We start from the raw sequence: 17,511 nt of genomic DNA on the forward strand, positions 1-17,511 counted from the left end.
GTCAGCCGAGCCAGTCGAGGGTCAGCAGCAGACGGCGTTCACCGGGTGCCGGTTGCGGCGAACGATGGATCAGGCCGAAGCCTTCATTGCCGTGCCATTTTTCGCCTTTGAGCAACGCGACGTCGCCGCTGTTGAGCTGGCGAATCGACGCTGCACCTTGCGGTTCGGCATTGGCCTGGCCAAGTTGCAGGCGATCCATCGCGCCCTCCTCAAGCCATTGGCTGCCGATGCCAGCGTAAGTTGTGATCAAGCGCACCGGCACGTGATCGACGTGGAAGCGCGGACACATGGCCTTGTCCAGCACACGCAAACGCACGCCGATACGCCGCGCACCGAGCAGGCAGGCGAAGGCACTGATCAGCCATTTGAGATCGCTCATGAAACCTTCGAAACCCTGCAGATCACGCAGCCCTGCAGCCAGACCGGCGAGATCCGGTTCGGCATCTTCGTCGGGCAATTCCAGACACAGCGACTCGGCCAAGGGCTCGTTGAGCGACAGCACCAATTGCGCAAAATCGGCAATGTGCACGGGCAGCTGACGTTGCCAGACGGCCAGATTGGTCTGGTCTTCGAGGATGCGCGTCAACGTTTCCGGGGTCACGCCCTGGTGCTGATGACGGGTAAGAAGCGGCTGATCCTTGAGTGCGAGCATCAGGCGGCCTCTTCGCGCCAAGGGCCGAATGGATCAGGCAGCGAACGCCAGCCTTCTACACCCATGGCCATTTCTTCGTCGGTCAGCAGACAGGCATCGAGTGCGGCGGAGAGCTGTAGGAAATCTATGTTCTGACCGATGAAAACCAGCTCCTGGCGGCAATCTCCTACGCTTGGAATCCAGTTTCCCATGATCGCCTGGGCGCTTTCCTGATCTTCGGGCCATTGATTCTTTGGCACGAAACGCCACCAGCGACCGGCGAATCCGTGACGCATCAAGCCACCGGCCTGGGACCAGCTACCGGCATCGGTGGGTTTGCTGGCGAGCCAGAAGAAGCCTTTGGAGCGCAGCAGCTTGCCGTTCAGCCAAGGCCGATCGATGAAGCTGAAGAAGCGTTGCGGGTGAAATGGCCGGCGCGCGCGGTAGGCCGTCGAGGCGATGCCGTATTCCTGTGTCTCCGGGACGTGCTCACCGCGCAATTCCTGTAGCCATCCGGGCGCTTGTGCGGCCTGATCGAAATCGAAACGACCGGTGTTGAGGATTTTCTCCAGGGGGATTTCGCCCATCACCATTGGAATGATTTCAGCCTGGGCATTGAGGCGCTTGAGGATGGCGGTGAGTTCTTCACGCTCGTGCTGGCTGATCAGGTCGATTTTGCTGATCAGCAGGACGTCGGCGAACTCGATCTGCTCGATCAACAGATCGGTGATGGAGCGCTCGTCTTCTTCACCGAGGATTTCGCCGCGAGAGGCAAGGCTTTCGGCAGCCTGGTAATCGAGCAGGAAATTCACACCGTCGACCACGGTGACCATGGTATCGAGGCGAGCAATGTCGGCGAGGCTTTGCCCCTGATCATCGCGGAAGGTGAAGGTTTCAGCGACCGGAAGCGGTTCGGAAATGCCGGTGGATTCGATCAGCAGGTAATCAAAACGATCCTCGCGGGCGAGTTTGCTGACTTCTTCAAGCAGGTCTTCGCGTAACGTACAGCAAATGCAGCCGTTGCTCATCTCAATGAGCTTTTCTTCCGCGCGGTTCAGGCTGACATCGCGCTGGACTTCACTGCCATCGATGTTGATCTCGCTCATATCGTTGACGATCACCGCAACGCGCAAGCCGTCTCGGTTACGTAGTACGTAATTCAAAAGCGTACTTTTTCCGGCACCGAGAAATCCTGAAAGTACGGTGACGGGCAATTTGGCTGACATTGGATAATCCTCATAAACGGCAGCCGATTTGCGCTTTGAGGTGCGCTTGGCGTGTTGCGCTTCATTTAACCGGGTCAAAGAAGGCATACGATTGTGATCGGCAGCTCAGGCTGGTTGCGATTTATGTTATAGTATAACAACTTGATTTTGCCAGTCCGGCAGAGGAGATTTCGCAAATTGCTGCACCACCGATCGTGGAAATTCTCAATGAACAATGGGTTGAAGCACCTGCTTTTGAGCTTTGCTATGTCGCTGGCCGGCCAAGCCCAAGCGCATATGCCGGGGCCAGCGCACTGCACACGCAGCGCTAACCTGCTGGCTTGCGTGGACGCCGACGGCAATGCCTATAGCGTCAATACGGTCGGCACCACGCTTTACCTGCGCGGATTCGAGAAGGATGGCCATCGCTATTGGGCACAGACCAATAGCCGCTTCGGCCAATTGACCTTTTTTACCGGCATCGCCTCCGATGGCGAGGCTTGGGTTGGCTACACCCGTCGTGTCGGCTGGACAACCATCAACCGCTTCTCCAGCTCGGGCGGTAGCAGCGCAAGGTTCACTTGCAGCCGGATGACGGGCTGCTAGTGAAAACCTTTTCATGAAAAAAGCATCGCTGAATGGATTGTTATAATGTAACGTAAATAGAGATCAATACGACGGTCTCAACCATGAATGCTCTTACTCTCCCGGATATCGCCGCCCAATCTGCACGCTTGGCACTGCCACTCGATTGGGTAGGCATGCGTGGGATTGCCCTACCCGTTGTGCTCGAAAGCCATCGCCTCAGCGCCAGAGTCGACGCTGGCGTGAGTCTCGATGATGGTGAAGCGCGTGGTATTCACATGTCGCGCTTGTATCTGGCACTCGAAGCGCTCGAACAGCGGAGTCTTTCTCCCGCTTTGCTGCATCAGGTACTCAAGTGTTTTTTGACTAGCCATCAAGGTCTATCCGCCTGCGCGTATCTGAGTATTCACACCGACTTGTTGCTGAAACGACCCGCGTTGGTCAGCCCCTTGGCAGGCTGGAAATCCTATCCGGCAACCATCTCAGCAAGCCTGAAACAGCAAATGTTCCACGTGGAACTAAAAGTCGAGGTGCCTTATTCCTCGACATGCCCGTGCTCCGCAGCCTTGGCAAGGCAATTGATCCAGCAGCAGTTCGTCGATGATTTCGCCAACAAATCTCTGCAACATGCCGATGTTTTGGCATGGCTTGGCTCAACCAAAGGGATCGTAGCGACACCGCACAGCCAGCGCAGCTATGCGCAACTGCACCTGCATCTCGACAATTTCATCGACAAGATACCGCTGACCGCGATCATCGATGACGCTGAAGCAGCCCTCGGCACCGCCGTGCAGACCGCAGTAAAGCGACCCGACGAGCAAGCATTCGCTCTCGCCAATGGGCAGAACCTGATGTTCTGCGAAGACGCCGCCCGCCGCCTCAATCTGGCACTGCAGCGCACGCCCGGCATCAACCAATTCCACATTCGCGTGATCCACGCCGAAAGCCTGCATGCCCATGACGCCGTCGCCGAAAGCAGCTGGCGACGGGAGAAACAATGATCCGCTGCCAATCCTTGGTCTGGGGCGCTCCCGGCCAACCGCTGACGACGCCCCTGAGTCTTGAGTTCGAGAGCGCCAGCCTGACCGCCATCATTGGGGCTAATGGCTGCGGCAAAAGCAGTCTGCTGAAAGCCATCGCCGGTTTGCAGAGGCCCTTGGCCGGCAAGGTGGAAATGGCTGTTCCACGCCAAAGCGGCATTTCCTTTCTGCCGCAACAGCAGCACTTGGATCGGCAGTTTCCAATCAGCCTCGAAGAGCTCATCGCCGCAGGTTTCTGGGGCCGTAGACTCTCGACACAACTGCGCACGCAGCGACTGAAAAACGCATTGGAAGACTGGCATTTGACTGGACTCGAACAGCGTCCGTTGATGGCCCTGTCCGGCGGTGAGCTACAACGTGCCCTGCTCGCGCGACTGAGCCTCGCTGACGCCCCGGTGCTGTTGCTCGATGAACCGCACGCTGCACTCGACGAACTCGGCCAGCAATTGCTCTGGCAACACATTCACCACTGGCATGCCGAGGGCCGGACACTGGTCGTGGTCTGCCACGACCTGGCGGCTGTCCGCCAACACATTCCGAATACCCTGCTGATCAAAAACGGCCACTGCGTGTACGGAACCAGCAAAGAACTGATCCAGCCGACACCGCACATGCAGGTCGCCTGATGCTCGCCACTGTCAGCCATTTCTGGCAGCCGTTCAGCGAATTTGTGTTCATGCGCCGCGCCCTGCTCGGTGGCTTGGTGCTGGCGTGCAGCACGGCGCCCTTGGGTGTTTTTCTGATTCTCAGACGTATGAGCTTGATCGGTGACGCCGTCGCCCACGGCATCCTTCCGGGCGCTGCATTGGGATTCTGGTTTGCCGGTTTGAGTCTTCCCGCACTCACCCTCGGTGGCTTGGGAGCCGGTCTGAGCATGGCCGGACTTGCAGCCTGGATAACCCGGCGTACGGGTTTGCGCGAGGACGCCAGTCTCGCCGCGATCTATCCGATTTCACTCGCCAGCGGCGTGCTGATTCTCGGTATTGCCGGCAAACGCCTCGACCTTTTGCATTTGCTGTTCGGCTCAGCGTTGGCCGTAGACGGGCCAACACTGACCGGCATGCTTTGGGTCTCGGCCATCAGCCTCATGGCCATGGCCGCGATCTACAAACCCCTGCTGTTGGACACACTCGACCCGCTGTTCTTGCGCACGGTCAGTCGCCTCGGGCCGCTGGCTCATGGGGTGTTCCTGACTCTGGTCGTGCTGAATCTGGTGATCGGCTTTCAGGCCATCGGCGCACTGATGGTAGTCGGGCTGATGATGCTTCCGGCTGCCGCGTCGAGATTCTGGAGTCGCCGTCTGCCAATACTGATTGCCGTCGCCGCCGTCATGGGCTGCGTGTCTGTGTGGCTCGGCTTGCTGCTGTCGTTCTACTACTCGCTGCCCAGCGGCCCGGCCATCGTGCTGGTCGCGGGGGTCGGCTATCTGCTGTCGGTGGTGTTGGGACCGGTTCACGGTTTGCTGCGCCGCCCGCCTTTGCTCACATCCCAATGAGGTGTTTCCCGATGCGCGCTCTACTCGTGCTGTTCAGCCTGATGCTGTCGATGTCATTGTCGGCCGCCGAAAAACTGCCGGTGGTCACCAGCTTCAGCATCCTTGCCGACATGGTTCATCAGGTCGGCGGCGAGCATGTGCAGATCACCAACATGGTCGGCGCGGATGCCGATGCGCACACCTACGAGCCGACCCCTGACGATGCCAAGGCGCTGCTCAAAGCCAAAGTGATCATCAAGAACGGCCTCGGTTTCGAACCTTGGCTGGATCGCCTGGTGACCAGCACCGACAGCAAGGCAACGGTGATCAGTGCCAGTCGCGGGGTGATTCCACGTTCGCTCGATGAAGATGGCGAAACCGTTCCGGATCCACACGCCTGGCACAATCTGGCGAACGCTGAGTTGTACGTCGCCAACATCACCAAGGCGCTGATCGCCGCCGACCCGGCCAACAAGGCTGACTACGAGCGCAACAGCCAGACCTACCTCAAGCAGATCTATGCCCTGCTCGCCGAAGCCAAAAACAAACTCGGCGCGCTGCCGCCGGGCAATCGCAAGATCGTCACCAGCCACGATGCCTTTGGCTATCTGGGTCAGGCCTATGGCATCGACTTTATCGCGCCACAGGGTTTGTCCACCGAACGCGAACCCTCTGCCGCCGAAGTGGCTGCGCTGATCACGCAGATTCGCCAGGCCAAGGTCAAAGCGGTGTTCATGGAAAACATCAAGGACGCGCGCCTGCTCAAGCAGATCGCGGATGAAAGCGGCGCGCACATTGGCGGCACGCTGTACTCGGATGCACTGGCGGCGAGCGGACCGGCGAGCACCTTTACTGGGCTGTTCGAATACAACCTCAATACGCTGTACAAGGCGCTGCGTCAGCCATGACTTGAGGCGAACTTCCGATCTTTCGCGAGCAGGCTCGCTCCCACAGTTTGAATGCGTTTCAACTGTGGGAGCGCTGCGAAGGTTTCAAGCGCGGGGTTTTACCGTGCCGCAATCCTGACCCAGCCACACGGCACGGGTTTCCAGGCTGCCCTTCTGGTTGATGCCGATGGCGTTGAAGGTGCCATTGGCAACGGTGGTGAATTCGCGGTCACTGAGGAACGTCGCCACGCCTGTGCCCTGGGCTTTCGGGCAGCTGAAGCGGAATTTCCACTGGTTGCCGGTGCGCTCGGTGATCTGCTGCTTGCAGCCCGATTGCGGGTCGGCCAACGGGATGTCGTTGGTCGCCACCTGCTGCGGCGTCAGGCAAGCGCGGATGCCTTTGCCGCCGATGTTGATGCCGTTCTTCTCCAGCGCCGCGCGCTGCTGCGGGGTGATCTGGCCTTGAATCTGGCCAAGGATCGATTGCACATCCATGGCCTGATCATCGACCTTCAGATTGCTCGAAGACATTTCCCACAACCCCGGCTGCAGCATCTGCGCCTGCGCAACTACCGGCAATGCCAAACCCAGGCCCAGCGCCAAACCCAGCAGACGAACGTTCATCGAGAAACTCCTGATCAGTTGTGGCCGTTAGACGCCGGCCGATTGCGTCGGTTCATGCACCGATTAAATAGAGACATTCGCGGCAGAACATGGTCTGTTAAGCATTGCATCTCGCGGAGCAAGGCTGCCCCATGGATTTTTTCGGACCGCACATTTTCGGTTACCTGATCGCCCTTTTGCACACACTCGGTTCGATCGCTGCAATCCATGCGGTGCTCACCGTACGCACCGCGCAAGGCTCGATCGCTTGGGCATTGTCGCTGATCTTCATTCCCTACCTCACGCTTATTCCATATCTGGTATTTGGTCGCAGCACCTTCGATGGCTACATCAAGGCGCGGCGCCAGGCCAACGAGCAGATGCGCCTGGCCATTTCCGAATTGAACTGGCGCCCGTGGGTGGAAGAAGCCTTGGCCGCTCGCGCGTCGAGTGCCTACGCCTCACTGCGCGCAATGCCGAAACTGGGGCGCATGCCGTGCCTGGCGAACAACGAGGTGCAACTGCTGGTGAACGGCACCGCGACTTTCGATGCGATTTTTCAGGCGATCGAACAAGCGAAGGAAGCCGTGCTGATCCAATTCTTCATCATTCACGACGATCGGCTCGGCCAGCGCTTGCGTGATTTGCTTTTGCAGAAAGCCGCTGAAGGCGTATCCATCCATTTGCTCTACGACCGTATCGGCAGCCATGCCCTGCCCCATCATTACGTGCAAGCGCTGCGTGATGCCGGCGTCGAGGTCAAAGCCTTTGCCACACGCAGCGGCTGGCTCAACCGCTTTCAGGTCAACTTCCGTAACCACCGTAAAATCGTCGTGGTCGATGGCGTGGTCGGGTTTGTCGGCGGGCATAACGTCGGCGATGAATACATGGGTGAGAAGCCACCATTGGCGCCGTGGCGTGACACCCACGTCAAAGTCCGCGGGCCGGTGGTGGCCTGCATGCAGGAATCGTTCGCCGAAGATTGGTTCTGGGCTGCTCGTACTTTGCCGCCGTTGATCCTTCCGGATACATACCCGGAGGATGGCGTGCTTTGCCAATTGCTCGCCAGCGGCCCGGCGGATGCCTACGAAACCTGCTCGCTGTTTTTCGTCGAAGCCATTCACGCAGCAACGCAACGCGTATGGATTACCAGCCCTTACTTCGTCCCGGACGAAGCAGTGTTCGCGGCATTGAGGCTGGCAGTTTTGCGTGGTGTTGATGTGCGCCTGCTGTTGCCGTCACGGCCTGATCATCGCATCGTCTACGCAGCGTCCAGCCTGTATGCCTTCGAGGCGGTGCGTGCCGGCGTGCGGGTGTTCCGCTATCGACCGGGTTTTCTGCATCAGAAAGTGGTGTTGATCGACAGCGAAATCAGCGCCATCGGCAGCGCCAATCTGGACAATCGCTCGTTCCGCCTGAATTTCGAAGTGATGTTACTGACCGTCGACAGCGAGTTCGCTGCCGCTGTGGAACACATGCTCAATGACGATTTCGCCCTGGCCGATGAAGTGGCCAAAGAAGAAAGCCGGGAGATCCACCGCCTGCAACAGGTCGGCATGCGGATCGCCCGGCTGATTTCGCCGATACTCTGAGCGCCCCGTTTCAGGGGTGGTAGATGTCGTCGCGGGTCCAGGGCAGTTCGTGGCTGCCATCCGGATGCGCTTTCACGGCGAGGATCTGATGCAAATTGATCCAGCCCCGCGCAAAGGCATACGCGCAACCGGCCAGATACAGACGCCAGATACGCAGTGCTTGCTCAGGCACCAGTTTCGCCGCAGTTTCGAGGTTATCCTCCAGTCGCTCACTCCAGTGATCGAGCGTGCGCGCGTAGTGCAGGCGCAAGCTTTCGACATCGACGATTTCCAACCCGGCTTCACTGATCTCGGCTGAGATCATCGCCAGATGCGGTAGCTCGCCGTTGGGGAACACGTATTTTTCTATGAAGTCGCCAGCGCCTCGTCCAACCGGGCGGCCATCGGTGTGTTTGGCGGTGATGCCGTGGTTCATCACCAGGCCGCCCTCCTTCACCGCGCCAAACAGCATTGCGCAATACTCGGCGAGATTGGCATGACCAACGTGTTCGAACATGCCGACGCTGACAACCTTGTCGAAGCGGCCGTCCTGCGGCAGATCGCGATAGTCGAGCAATTGCAATTCGACCTGATCTTCCAGAGCTTCGGCCTTGACCCGCTCCTGCGCCAGCACCAACTGTTCCTTGCTGAGGGTGATGCCGAACACCTTCACGCCGAACTCTCGTGCTGCAAACCGCGCCAGACCACCCCAACCACAACCGACGTCCAGCAGATATTCGCCCGGCTGCAAGCGCAGCTTGCGGCACAGATGGCGGAATTTGGCTTGCTGCGCCTGTTCGAGGGTCTCGCTGCCGGTTTCGAAATACGCGCAGGAATACACCATGTCGCTGTCCAGCCAGAGCTGGTAGAACGCGTTCGACAGGTCGTAGTGGTAGGAAATGGCTTTGGCGTCGGTGTCCTTGTCGTGATGCGCACGCACCGGCTGACTGCCTTCGTCCTCGTCGAGCAGCGCACTGCTCAACTCATCGCAGACCCGGATGACTTCGCTGATCGAGCCCTCAAGCTCCAGCTTGCCTTCGACGAATGCCGCACCCAGCGCATCCAGGCTTGGGTGGGTGAACTGAGTGACCATCTGCGGGTCCTTGACCACGATGGTGACGCTGGGCGTCGGCCCCAGATTGAACTCGTGGCCGTCCCAGAGTCGCAGGCGAAGCGGTAGCTGCAGGTTCTGCAAGGCCGGTGGAAGTTGCGCGAGCATGGAAAATCCCCCCTTGTTTCAGACGTCTGATCTGAGGGTAGACCAACCTGGAAAAATAGCAGGCTATCGATTCGATCGGCCTTGTCTATCGTGATCGGCACATCGGCTGAACGCCACAGACGACGCGCCTTACGATAGATGACTGCCTGCGCACTCGGCGGTTCGATGAATTTTCTTTCATTTAGCGTGAGCGTCGAGCCTGAGCAATGGCTCCTGAAAGCGCAGCAAACGTCCGGCGTTGCCCAATACCAACAAGGTACTCAGGTTATGCAGCAGCGCTGCAATCATCGCCCCGGCGGCGCCAAGCCAACCGAAAGCCGCGAAGACCACGATCGCCAGCGTCCAGCCAAGGCCGATAATCACGTTGACCTGCAAAGTACGCCGACACTGACGACTCAAGCGCACGCAGGTACCGAGGCGACGCAGATCGCTGCCGATCAACACGATGTCCGCCGACGCCAGGGCAATGTCGGCGCCGCCAGCGCCCATCGCCACGCCGACCACGCCGGCCTTGAGCGCGAGCGAATCGTTGATGCCGTCGCCTACCACCATCGGGCGGAAGCCGTGGTCGATTTCCTTGAGCACGCGATTAAGTTTGTCCTCCGGGAGCGCTTGCGCTTGGACTTCGTTCAGCCCGACTTCCTGCGCCAGGGTTAGAGCAACGCTCTGACGATCACCGGTCAACAGGAGTTGGCGTCCCAGCCCCAGTTCTCGCAATTCGTTCAAGGCGAAGCGCGCTTCCGGTTTGATGCTGTCTGCCAGCAGCAGCCAGGCGAGGAATTCACCGTTCAAAGCCAGGCCGGCAATCGGGCCATCATGTTCAGGAACAAGGGTTGTTGTGATACCCAGTTGCGTGAACAACTCTGGACGACCGAGCGCAGCTTCGCCCTTCTCTGTCGTCGCCACTACGCCCAGGCCTTGGCGCTCATGGATGTTGGTCAGAGGCCAATACGCTTCCTGATCAACCAGCCCAGCGAGTGCCCGGCTCACCGGATGACTGCTTGCCGCGCCAAGACTGGCGGCCAGTGTCTGCACTTCGGCGGTTTCCGCATTCAGGCTGTCGATCGACTGCAAACGCAAGGTGCCGTACGTCAGCGTGCCGGTCTTGTCGACCACCAGCGAGGTCAGATCGGCGAGTTCTTCGAGGAACGCCGAGCTGCGAATCAGAATCCCGTGACGCGCGGCGACGGCGACACCGGCAATCGCCGTGGCCGGCGCCGACAGCACCAGCGCACACGGACACGCCGCCACCAATACCGCGAGCATTGCTTGCGCATCATGGGTGACGAACCAGGTTACCGCCGCCAGCAACAAGACCAGCACCATGTAGCTGCCGGCATAGCGTTCGAGCAATCGCGTGATCGGCGGTTTCGAGCGCTCGGCGTTTTGCATCAGGGCGATGACTTTGCCCAAGGTGGATTCGCCGCCGGTGCGGGTGACTTCGACGCGCAGCAATCCATCGAGGTTGATCGCGCCGCCGAACACCAGCATGCCGACGCCCGCTTCCACCGGTACCGACTCACCGGTAATCGACGCCGTATCGAGACTCGCCTGGCCGGACAATACCCGACCGTCCGCCGGCACCCGATCACCGGCCCGCACCTCGACAACATCGCCAGCGCTGAGCGTGCCGTTGTCCACTTCGATGATCGAACCGTCTGCTTGCAGCTTGCGCGCATGGCTGCGGGTCAACTGGCCAAGCGCATTGATCGCTTCCTGGGAGCCGATCACGCTGCGCTCCTCGAGCACATGGCCGAAGATCATGATGATAGGCAACAACGCGGCGGTGAGCAGATCGCCGGTCGCCCACGCACCGAGCATGGCCAGCGCGATCAACTGATCGGTGATGCCGTGCAGGCTCGGATAACGCAGGCTGTACCACGCCGAACGCATCACCGGGACCGCCACCAGCAACGAGGCGAAACCGAGCAGCAATTGGCTGACGCCGGTTTGCTCCGGAAGTATCCAGCGCCAGAGCAAGCCCAGACCCAGCAGTCCGAGCGCAAGCATCGCCAGGGTCAACTGGCGCGCGGCACGGCGTTGTTCGGCCGAGGACAACAAACCTGGAGCAGCGGTGTTCGCCATCATTGAGTGGCTCCTTGGATGATCAACCGGGAATCGTCCTTCGGGTTGACGGTGGTGACCGACCCGGCCTGACCGAGAATTTTCGGCAGGCGTTCGCGATACAGACGCAGGAGCATTTGCGGGTCGGCAGACTTGGCCAGACTCGTGACGGTTGCGGTATCGGCCGAGGCTTTTGCAAGACGCTCGCCTGCCTGCGCGTGAGCCACTTGCAGGGTGCGGTCAGCCTGTTCGTTGGCAGCTTGAGTGAGTTTTTCCGCCTCGGTACGCGCATTGGCCACCGCCTTATCGGCTTGCTGACTGGCGGTCAGAACCGCGTTGAAGGCACTGACCGCCGGCTCCGGCAGACTTGATTGCACATCCACCCGCGACACCTCGATGCCGATGCCCTGCCCGCTCGCCTTCAGTTCAGCGAGACGCGCGTTGATGCCTTGCACCAGATCACCGCGCAATCGCTCACGGCGCTCGGCCGCCCGATTGTCGGCGCCGATCAATTCCGGGCGAGCGACCAGAATGGTGTCGAGATCTCGCGCGGCGGTCAGGGCCACGGCGCTGCGCGTCACTAGCCGATCGAGTGCCGGCAGCACATGCTCGCCTTGCAACACGAATTCGTAGGGATCGGAGACTTGGTAAAACACTCGCACGTCCAGTTGCACTACACCGGCGTCACCGGTCAATAAATAACCAGATCCGGCGAGTGCATCGCTCAACGGAGTGGCGAAAGACGCCACCCGATCAGCCTTTAGCGCTTCATCGCTGCGCAACAGATTTTCCACCCGACGCTCGATCACCCGGTCCGCCGCCGGCAATAGAACTACCTGCTCAAAAGGTTGCGGCCAAGCCCATAACAGTCCAGCACTCTGAACGCGATCCAGCGCGCCGAAGTGCAGCACCACGGCGCGGTTCTGTGGATCGATCTGCCGCACATTGGAGAACGCCCATGCCAGCGCCGCCAACACGGTGATCGCATACAGAGAGATGAATGTAAGACGTCCCGCCTGAATCCACGGACTGTTCAACGCATGTGTTCCACGTGGAACTTCTTTATTCATGGCTGCGATCCGGACTTGCTGTCGAGGTTCGGCGGGCCATCGACGAGCACGCGGAACGGCGCGGCATCGGTGCGCAGAATCAGTTTGGTTTCCGGCGTGACGATGGTGCCGAGGGTATCGAGCGAGCGCAGCAGGTTGTACAGCTGCGGCGAACTGGCGTAGGCGCGACCATAAATCTGCGCAGCCTCGACCCGTGACTGTGCTTCGATATCGGCGGCTCTCACCGTCGCATCGGCCTGGACGATCCGCGCATCGCGCTCGGCGGCGGAGCGGATTTGCGCCGCCTCGCGTTTGCCAACAGCCGTGCGTTCGGTAGCAATGGTTTCACGCTCGGCGCGCATGCGGTCGACCGTGGCGCTGAGCGTGACCGAGGGCAAAGTCAGCCGCTCGATACCGACCTGCACCACGCGCACGCCATAAGTAGCAAGCAACTGTTGATCGATCTGCTGACGCAACTGCGCTTCAAAACCAGCGATGCGCACTTGTTTGGCATCAGTGTTGACCAGATTGGCCAGGTCGAAACTGCTGGCCGTGGTCTCCAGTGCCGAGCCGACAAAAGTGCGAATCTGCCGCGCCGCTTCGTCCGGCTGATTCTGCACGGCACGCATGAAACGCTGCACGTGTTCAGGATCACCCTGCACCTGCCACGCGACGTAGGCCTGAACGATGATGCGCAAACCGTCCTTGGTGCCGACGTCCTGCAAACCACTTGAGGTGGTACGTAGACGCAGGTCCACCGGGATTGCCGCTTCGAACGGTGCCGGCCAGCGCCAGCTCAAACCGGGATCAAGCAAGACCCGCGACGGATTTCCGAAACGGGTGATGACCGTGGCTTCACCGGAGCGCACTTGCACCAGACTCGCGGCGGCAATGGCAAATGCCACCAGCAACGCAGCCCAGCCCATACGCCGCCATGGAAATGGCCCGGCCTCTTGCGGATCGCCGTGATGGTGATGATGACCATGATGGTGATGCCCGCCGTGGCCGTGATCGTGGCCGCTGTGGTCGTGAACGTCATGAACAGGCGACTGGCTCAATGGGTGGCTCCTGGTTGAGCGGTGGTACGGGCGGGCGACGGATCAGCCGGCAACGTAAAAGTTCGCAGATCGATGGTTGGCGCATGCGCACTGCCGCCGAGTCGATGGTCGAGCACCAGCAACCTGGCCTTACTCAAGCCCTGACTGAGCTGGCTGAGATATTGCTCCAGCACGAAGGCTTGGCCGGCACTGGCGAAGGCTTTCTGTTCGGCGCTGAATTTCAGGTCGGCGGCTTGCGCGGCGGCATTGATCTCCCGTGCGTTTGCCGTTGCCCGGTCGCGCGCCGTGCTCGCCTGCAACTGCGCTTCATTACTGGCCTGCGCAGCCGCCCCGCGTTCGCGAGCGATCAACGCCTGCGCGCCGATCTGCGCCGCTTGCACACTGTGATAGGCATTCGCCGCGCCGGCCGGTGGATGAATCGCTTCGACAACTGTGGCGAGGATTTCCACGCCACTGTTCAATCTGTTCAGATCATTTTGCACTGCGCGACCGATTTCCTCAGCCAGCCCTGCCCTGTCATCGCCGAGCAGACCGTCGAGGGTGCGCGAGGCAAAATCGTGAACCAGGATGCGGCTGGCGGTGCTGCGAATCAGCGTCGGTACATCAGCGCTGTTGTAGGTCGCGGCAAGTGCCGCTTCGTCGTTCAAACCGATGCGATAAACGAAGCGCACGTCCATGTTGACGATTTGCAGGCCCTGTTGCGCGCCGCGGCGGCTGGCGATGACCTGGGATTTGTCGTTGACGTGGCTGGCGTCCCACAAACGGTTGGCGGTCAGCGGCGCCGGGCCTTCAGCGGAATCGGACTGCACAGCGACTGGCTTATCGCCGACGCTGGTTGCCAGTTCGTGGACTACGCCGTTCTCAACGCTCAGCACACGCCCCAACGGCCAAGGTAATCCGACGTGCAAACCTGGGCCGAAAACCGTTTCCGGTTTACCGAAGCGCTCGTAGATGCCGCGACCTTGCAGGGAAATTTCATTTACGCCGGTCAGCAGCCAACCGCTCAGTGCCACCACTGCCAACACGGGTAACAAAGCCCGGCGCATGTAACTGAACGCCCAGATCTGGCGCAGATCGATGCCGAACCGATTGTGCATTTCATGCTGCAACGCCAGCCACGGCTGCGGCGGCCAGCGCAGCATATCGGCGATAAAACTGCGCGCCAGCAGGGTCGGTTCCAGTTGCTCACGCCGCGGGCTGAAGACAGACAGTAACGCGCGCAACAACAGTTCGCCGGCAACCAACGTTGGCAGGACTGCGCTCAGCACCGCCACGCGTACCGGCCAGACTGCGCTTTCGCTGACAAACAATAGACACAGCGCACCGATCAACAGGGTGATGATCACCACCCGGGTCAGTTGCGCCAGCGTAGCCGCTTCCGGCCATTGCGCCGGCGGTTCCTGCGCCAGGTGCCGCTCCAGCACCAGCAGGGCAAACGCCAGCAACAACGCCAATGCCGCACCGATGCTTGCCGAAAGTCCCAAGGCCGCCGCAGGCAACGTGAGATTCCACACCTGCTCAATACCAAGCAGAACCAGCAACGCCCAGCCGCCGAGCCACAACGTCGGCGCGCCGATGTGCCCCAGCAGATGGCGGCTCTGCTGACTCAAGCGCTCCAGCAGCCTTTCGTACCAGCCCTCGGCTGCAGCGCCCTCCTCCACAACGGTCGGTTGCGAAGCTGGCGCATGCATCACCCGCGCGCGCCACTGCGTCACCCACCACGCCGATTGCAGACCGGCGACCAGCACCAGCAACGCTGCGCCCTGATTGACCAACAACGGCAACCACAGGGACTGCGGCACAAACAGGCCGACGAAAAACGCCAGCACCCAGCCCGACGCGGCCACTGCGCCGAGTCCATACGCCAACCGACGCAATTTGCGTGACTGCGCGGCTGCCTGCTGAAAGCGCGGCAGCCCGGTGACTGGCGTGACGTCCAACTCAAGATCGACTTGCATAACACCCCGGCGAAATAGTCTTAGCGTTACGATATAACAGAGACTGTGAAATATTCGTACACAATTGCCTTTATTCAAAGTCGCCGCAGCTGTCGCTTGCCTGAAGCCTTGACCGAAATGTCTGACAACGCTCATATTACGCACGTAATTTTTATCGCGACTAATCTTGGCTATCCCCCATAGAGCAATCTGGAGCAAGCGCATGAGCAACTATGACGTGGTGATTCTGGGCGGCGGCCCCGGCGGTTATAACGCAGCGATCCGCGCGGGCCAGCTCGGGCTCAAGGCCGCTTGCGTCGAAGGACGTGCGACCCTCGGCGGCACCTGCCTGAACGTTGGTTGCATGCCGTCCAAGGCCTTGTTGCACGCCTCAGAGCTGTACGCCGCTGCGGTGGGTAAGGAGTTCGCCAATCTCGGCATCGAGGTCGAACCGAAGCTGAACCTTGCGCAGATGATGAAGCAGAAGGACGAAAGCGTCGCCGGCCTGACCAAGGGCATCGAGTTTCTGTTTCGCAAGAACAAGGTCGACTGGATCAAGGGTTGGGGTCACATCGACGGCCCGGGCAAAGTGACGGTGACCGACGCTCAAGGCAACAAGAGCGAGCTCAGCGCCAAGGACATCATCATCGCCACCGGTTCCGAGCCCACTCCCCTGCCCGGCGTCGAGATCGACAACCAGCGCATCCTCGATTCCACCGGCGCGCTGTCATTGAGTGAAGTACCCAAACATCTGGTGGTCATTGGTGCCGGGGTGATCGGCCTGGAGCTGGGTTCGGTGTGGCGGCGACTCGGCGCGCAGGTCACCGTGGTCGAATACCTTGATCGTATCTGCCCCGGCGTCGATGGCGAGGCCGGCAAGACCTTGCAGCGCGCGCTGAGCAAGCAAGGCATCGCCTTCAAACTGAGCTCGAAGGTCACCAGTGCCACCAGCTCCGCCACAGGCGTGCAGCTTAGCGTCGAGCCTGCCGCCGGTGGCACGGCTGAGCTGATCGAAGCCGACTATGTGTTGGTAGCCATCGGGCGCCGGCCGTACACCCAGGGCTTGGGGCTGGAGAACGTCGGCCTGAGTACCGACAAACGCGGCATGCTCGCCAACAAACAGCATCGCACCGAAGCCGCCGGGGTCTGGGTGATCGGCGACGTCACGTCCGGGCCGATGCTCGCGCACAAGGCAGAAGACGAGGCCATGGCCTGCGTCGAGCAGATCCACGGCAAGGCCGGCGAGGTCAATTACGCGCTGATCCCCAACGTCATCTACACCCAGCCGGAGCTGGCCAGCGTCGGCCAGACCGAAGAACAGCTCAAGGCCGAGGGCCGTGCCTACAAGGTCGGCAAGTTTCCCTTCACCGCCAACAGCCGGGCGAAGATCAATCACGAAACAGAAGGCTTTGCCAAAGTCCTCGCCGACGAGCGCACGGACGAAGTACTCGGCGTGCACCTGGTCGGGCCGAGCGTGAGCGAGATGATCGGCGAATTCTGTGTGGCGATGGAGTTCAGCGCCTCGGCCGAGGACATTGCCCTGACCTGCCATCCGCACCCGACGCGTTCGGAAGCGTTGCGTCAGGCGGCGATGAATGTCGAAGGGATGGCGACGCAGATGTAGGTTCAAACCTTGCCGCCGTCTTCGCGAGCAGGCTCGCTCCCACTTTGGAATGCGTTCCCCCCTGCTCGCGAATGGCGCCACCCGGTCTACAGCGGCAGATGGCCTAACGGCAGCGCCCCCGGCGCTTTCACCGTGTGAATGGCAAAGTTGCTGCGAATATCGCTCACCCCCGGCAGTTTCAGCAGGTGCGCGCTGACAAAGCGGTCATAAGCGCGCAAGTCAGGCACCACTACCTGCAACAAAAAGTCCGATTCGCCGGACACCAGAAACGCTGAGACCACCTCAGGCAGCGCAGTAACAGCGGCATAAAAAGCCTCGGCGCGTTCTTCGTTGTGCCGCTCGACCTTGACCCCGACAAACACCGTCAGCCCCAGCCCGACTTCATCGCGATCCAGATTGGCCTGGTAGCCTCGGATCACCCCCGCCTCTTCCAGCATGCGCACCCGGCGCAGGCACGGCGAGGCCGACAGGCCGATTTCTTCTGCCAGCTCGACATTGCTCAAGCGTCCGTTGCGCTGCAGCGCGGCGAGAATCTTGCGGTCATAGGCGTCGAGTTTCATCATT

16 protein-coding genes are annotated in these 17,511 nt (G+C 60.5%); 7 read left to right on the top strand and 9 right to left on the bottom strand.

Translation table 11 applies throughout. From position 1 onward, the window contains the following. Position 1: 1 nt before the first annotated feature. On the bottom strand, positions 2-652 hold the full coding sequence (locus PS14A_RS25400) for a DUF1826 domain-containing protein (protein WP_212617470.1): 651 nt from the start codon (positions 650-652) through the stop codon (positions 2-4). Then, entirely contained in the window at positions 652-1,857 is a 1,206-nt protein-coding gene (gene zigA / locus PS14A_RS25405; RefSeq protein ID WP_212617471.1) for a zinc metallochaperone GTPase ZigA, read from the bottom strand. The genes PS14A_RS25400 and zigA overlap by 1 nt, the downstream gene beginning before the upstream one ends. 207 nt (positions 1,858-2,064) lie before the next feature. Here zigA and PS14A_RS25410 point away from each other — a divergent pair, with 207 nt between their 5' ends. The 5 genes from PS14A_RS25410 to PS14A_RS25430 all read left to right on the top strand — a co-directional run bounded on the left by PS14A_RS25410 (position 2,065) and on the right by PS14A_RS25430 (position 5,843). Continuing rightward, a complete protein-coding gene (locus tag PS14A_RS25410) occupies positions 2,065-2,442 on the top strand; it encodes a glutamine synthetase (RefSeq protein ID WP_212617472.1) in 378 nt (125 codons plus the stop codon). A gap of 83 nt (positions 2,443-2,525) precedes the next feature. After that, positions 2,526-3,422, top strand: a complete 897-nt coding sequence (folE2, locus tag PS14A_RS25415; protein WP_212617473.1) for a GTP cyclohydrolase FolE2 — start codon at positions 2,526-2,528, stop codon at positions 3,420-3,422. Next, positions 3,419-4,087, top strand: a complete 669-nt coding sequence (locus PS14A_RS25420; protein WP_212617474.1) for an ATP-binding cassette domain-containing protein — start codon at positions 3,419-3,421, stop codon at positions 4,085-4,087. The genes folE2 and PS14A_RS25420 overlap by 4 nt, the downstream gene beginning before the upstream one ends. Beyond that, positions 4,087-4,956: a metal ABC transporter permease gene (locus PS14A_RS25425; RefSeq protein WP_071171361.1), complete on the top strand. Its 870-nt coding sequence runs from the start codon at positions 4,087-4,089 to the stop codon at positions 4,954-4,956. The genes PS14A_RS25420 and PS14A_RS25425 overlap by 1 nt, the downstream gene beginning before the upstream one ends. Positions 4,957-4,967: 11 nt before the next feature. Beyond that, the gene (locus tag PS14A_RS25430; protein ID WP_212617475.1) at positions 4,968-5,843 is read left to right on the top strand and encodes a metal ABC transporter substrate-binding protein; all 876 of its coding nucleotides are present in this window, start codon (positions 4,968-4,970) and stop codon (positions 5,841-5,843) included. 84 nt (positions 5,844-5,927) lie between these two features. On the opposite strand, the gene PS14A_RS25435 is transcribed toward PS14A_RS25430, so the two are convergent. After that, positions 5,928-6,446 carry a DUF3617 domain-containing protein gene (locus PS14A_RS25435; RefSeq protein ID WP_016772436.1) on the bottom strand — a complete coding sequence of 173 codons (519 nt, stop codon included), beginning with the start codon at positions 6,444-6,446 and terminating at the stop codon, positions 5,928-5,930. A gap of 131 nt (positions 6,447-6,577) precedes the next feature. Here PS14A_RS25435 and cls point away from each other — a divergent pair, with 131 nt between their 5' ends. Continuing rightward, a complete protein-coding gene (gene cls, locus PS14A_RS25440) occupies positions 6,578-8,017 on the top strand; it encodes a cardiolipin synthase (protein ID WP_137214463.1) in 1,440 nt (479 codons plus the stop codon). A gap of 10 nt (positions 8,018-8,027) precedes the next feature. On the opposite strand, the gene cfaB is transcribed toward cls, so the two are convergent. From cfaB to PS14A_RS25465, 5 genes are all read right to left on the bottom strand, one after another. Continuing rightward, positions 8,028-9,215: a C17 cyclopropane fatty acid synthase CfaB gene (cfaB, locus tag PS14A_RS25445; RefSeq protein WP_212617476.1), complete on the bottom strand. Its 1,188-nt coding sequence runs from the start codon at positions 9,213-9,215 to the stop codon at positions 8,028-8,030. 177 nt (positions 9,216-9,392) lie between these two features. Continuing rightward, entirely contained in the window at positions 9,393-11,303 is a 1,911-nt protein-coding gene (locus tag PS14A_RS25450) for a cation-translocating P-type ATPase (protein WP_212617477.1), read from the bottom strand. Beyond that, positions 11,300-12,349 (bottom strand): protease modulator HflK, encoded by a 1,050-nt coding sequence (locus PS14A_RS25455; protein WP_212617478.1) that lies wholly within the window; start codon positions 12,347-12,349, stop codon positions 11,300-11,302. The genes PS14A_RS25450 and PS14A_RS25455 overlap by 4 nt, the downstream gene beginning before the upstream one ends. After that, the gene (locus tag PS14A_RS25460) at positions 12,346-13,386 is read right to left on the bottom strand and encodes a protease modulator HflC (protein ID WP_137214467.1); all 1,041 of its coding nucleotides are present in this window, start codon (positions 13,384-13,386) and stop codon (positions 12,346-12,348) included. The genes PS14A_RS25455 and PS14A_RS25460 overlap by 4 nt, the downstream gene beginning before the upstream one ends. Beyond that, positions 13,383-15,344 (bottom strand): protease modulator HflK, encoded by a 1,962-nt coding sequence (locus PS14A_RS25465; RefSeq protein WP_212617479.1) that lies wholly within the window; start codon positions 15,342-15,344, stop codon positions 13,383-13,385. The genes PS14A_RS25460 and PS14A_RS25465 overlap by 4 nt, the downstream gene beginning before the upstream one ends. A 202-nt stretch (positions 15,345-15,546) precedes the next feature. On the opposite strand from PS14A_RS25465, the gene lpdA reads away from it, so the two are divergent. Further along, a complete protein-coding gene (gene lpdA, locus PS14A_RS25470) occupies positions 15,547-16,947 on the top strand; it encodes a dihydrolipoyl dehydrogenase (protein ID WP_137214469.1) in 1,401 nt (466 codons plus the stop codon). 86 nt (positions 16,948-17,033) lie between these two features. Here the strand turns inward: lpdA and PS14A_RS25475 are convergent, their stop codons facing one another. Then, positions 17,034-17,507, bottom strand: coding sequence for an Lrp/AsnC family transcriptional regulator (locus PS14A_RS25475; RefSeq protein ID WP_024014870.1), 474 nt, complete (start codon positions 17,505-17,507; stop codon positions 17,034-17,036). Positions 17,508-17,511 lie beyond the last annotated feature (4 nt).

Origin of the sequence: Pseudomonas sp. 14A, assembly GCF_018132745.1 — a bacterium.
In the GTDB taxonomy this organism is placed as follows: domain Bacteria; phylum Pseudomonadota; class Gammaproteobacteria; order Pseudomonadales; family Pseudomonadaceae; genus Aquipseudomonas; species Aquipseudomonas mercuritolerans.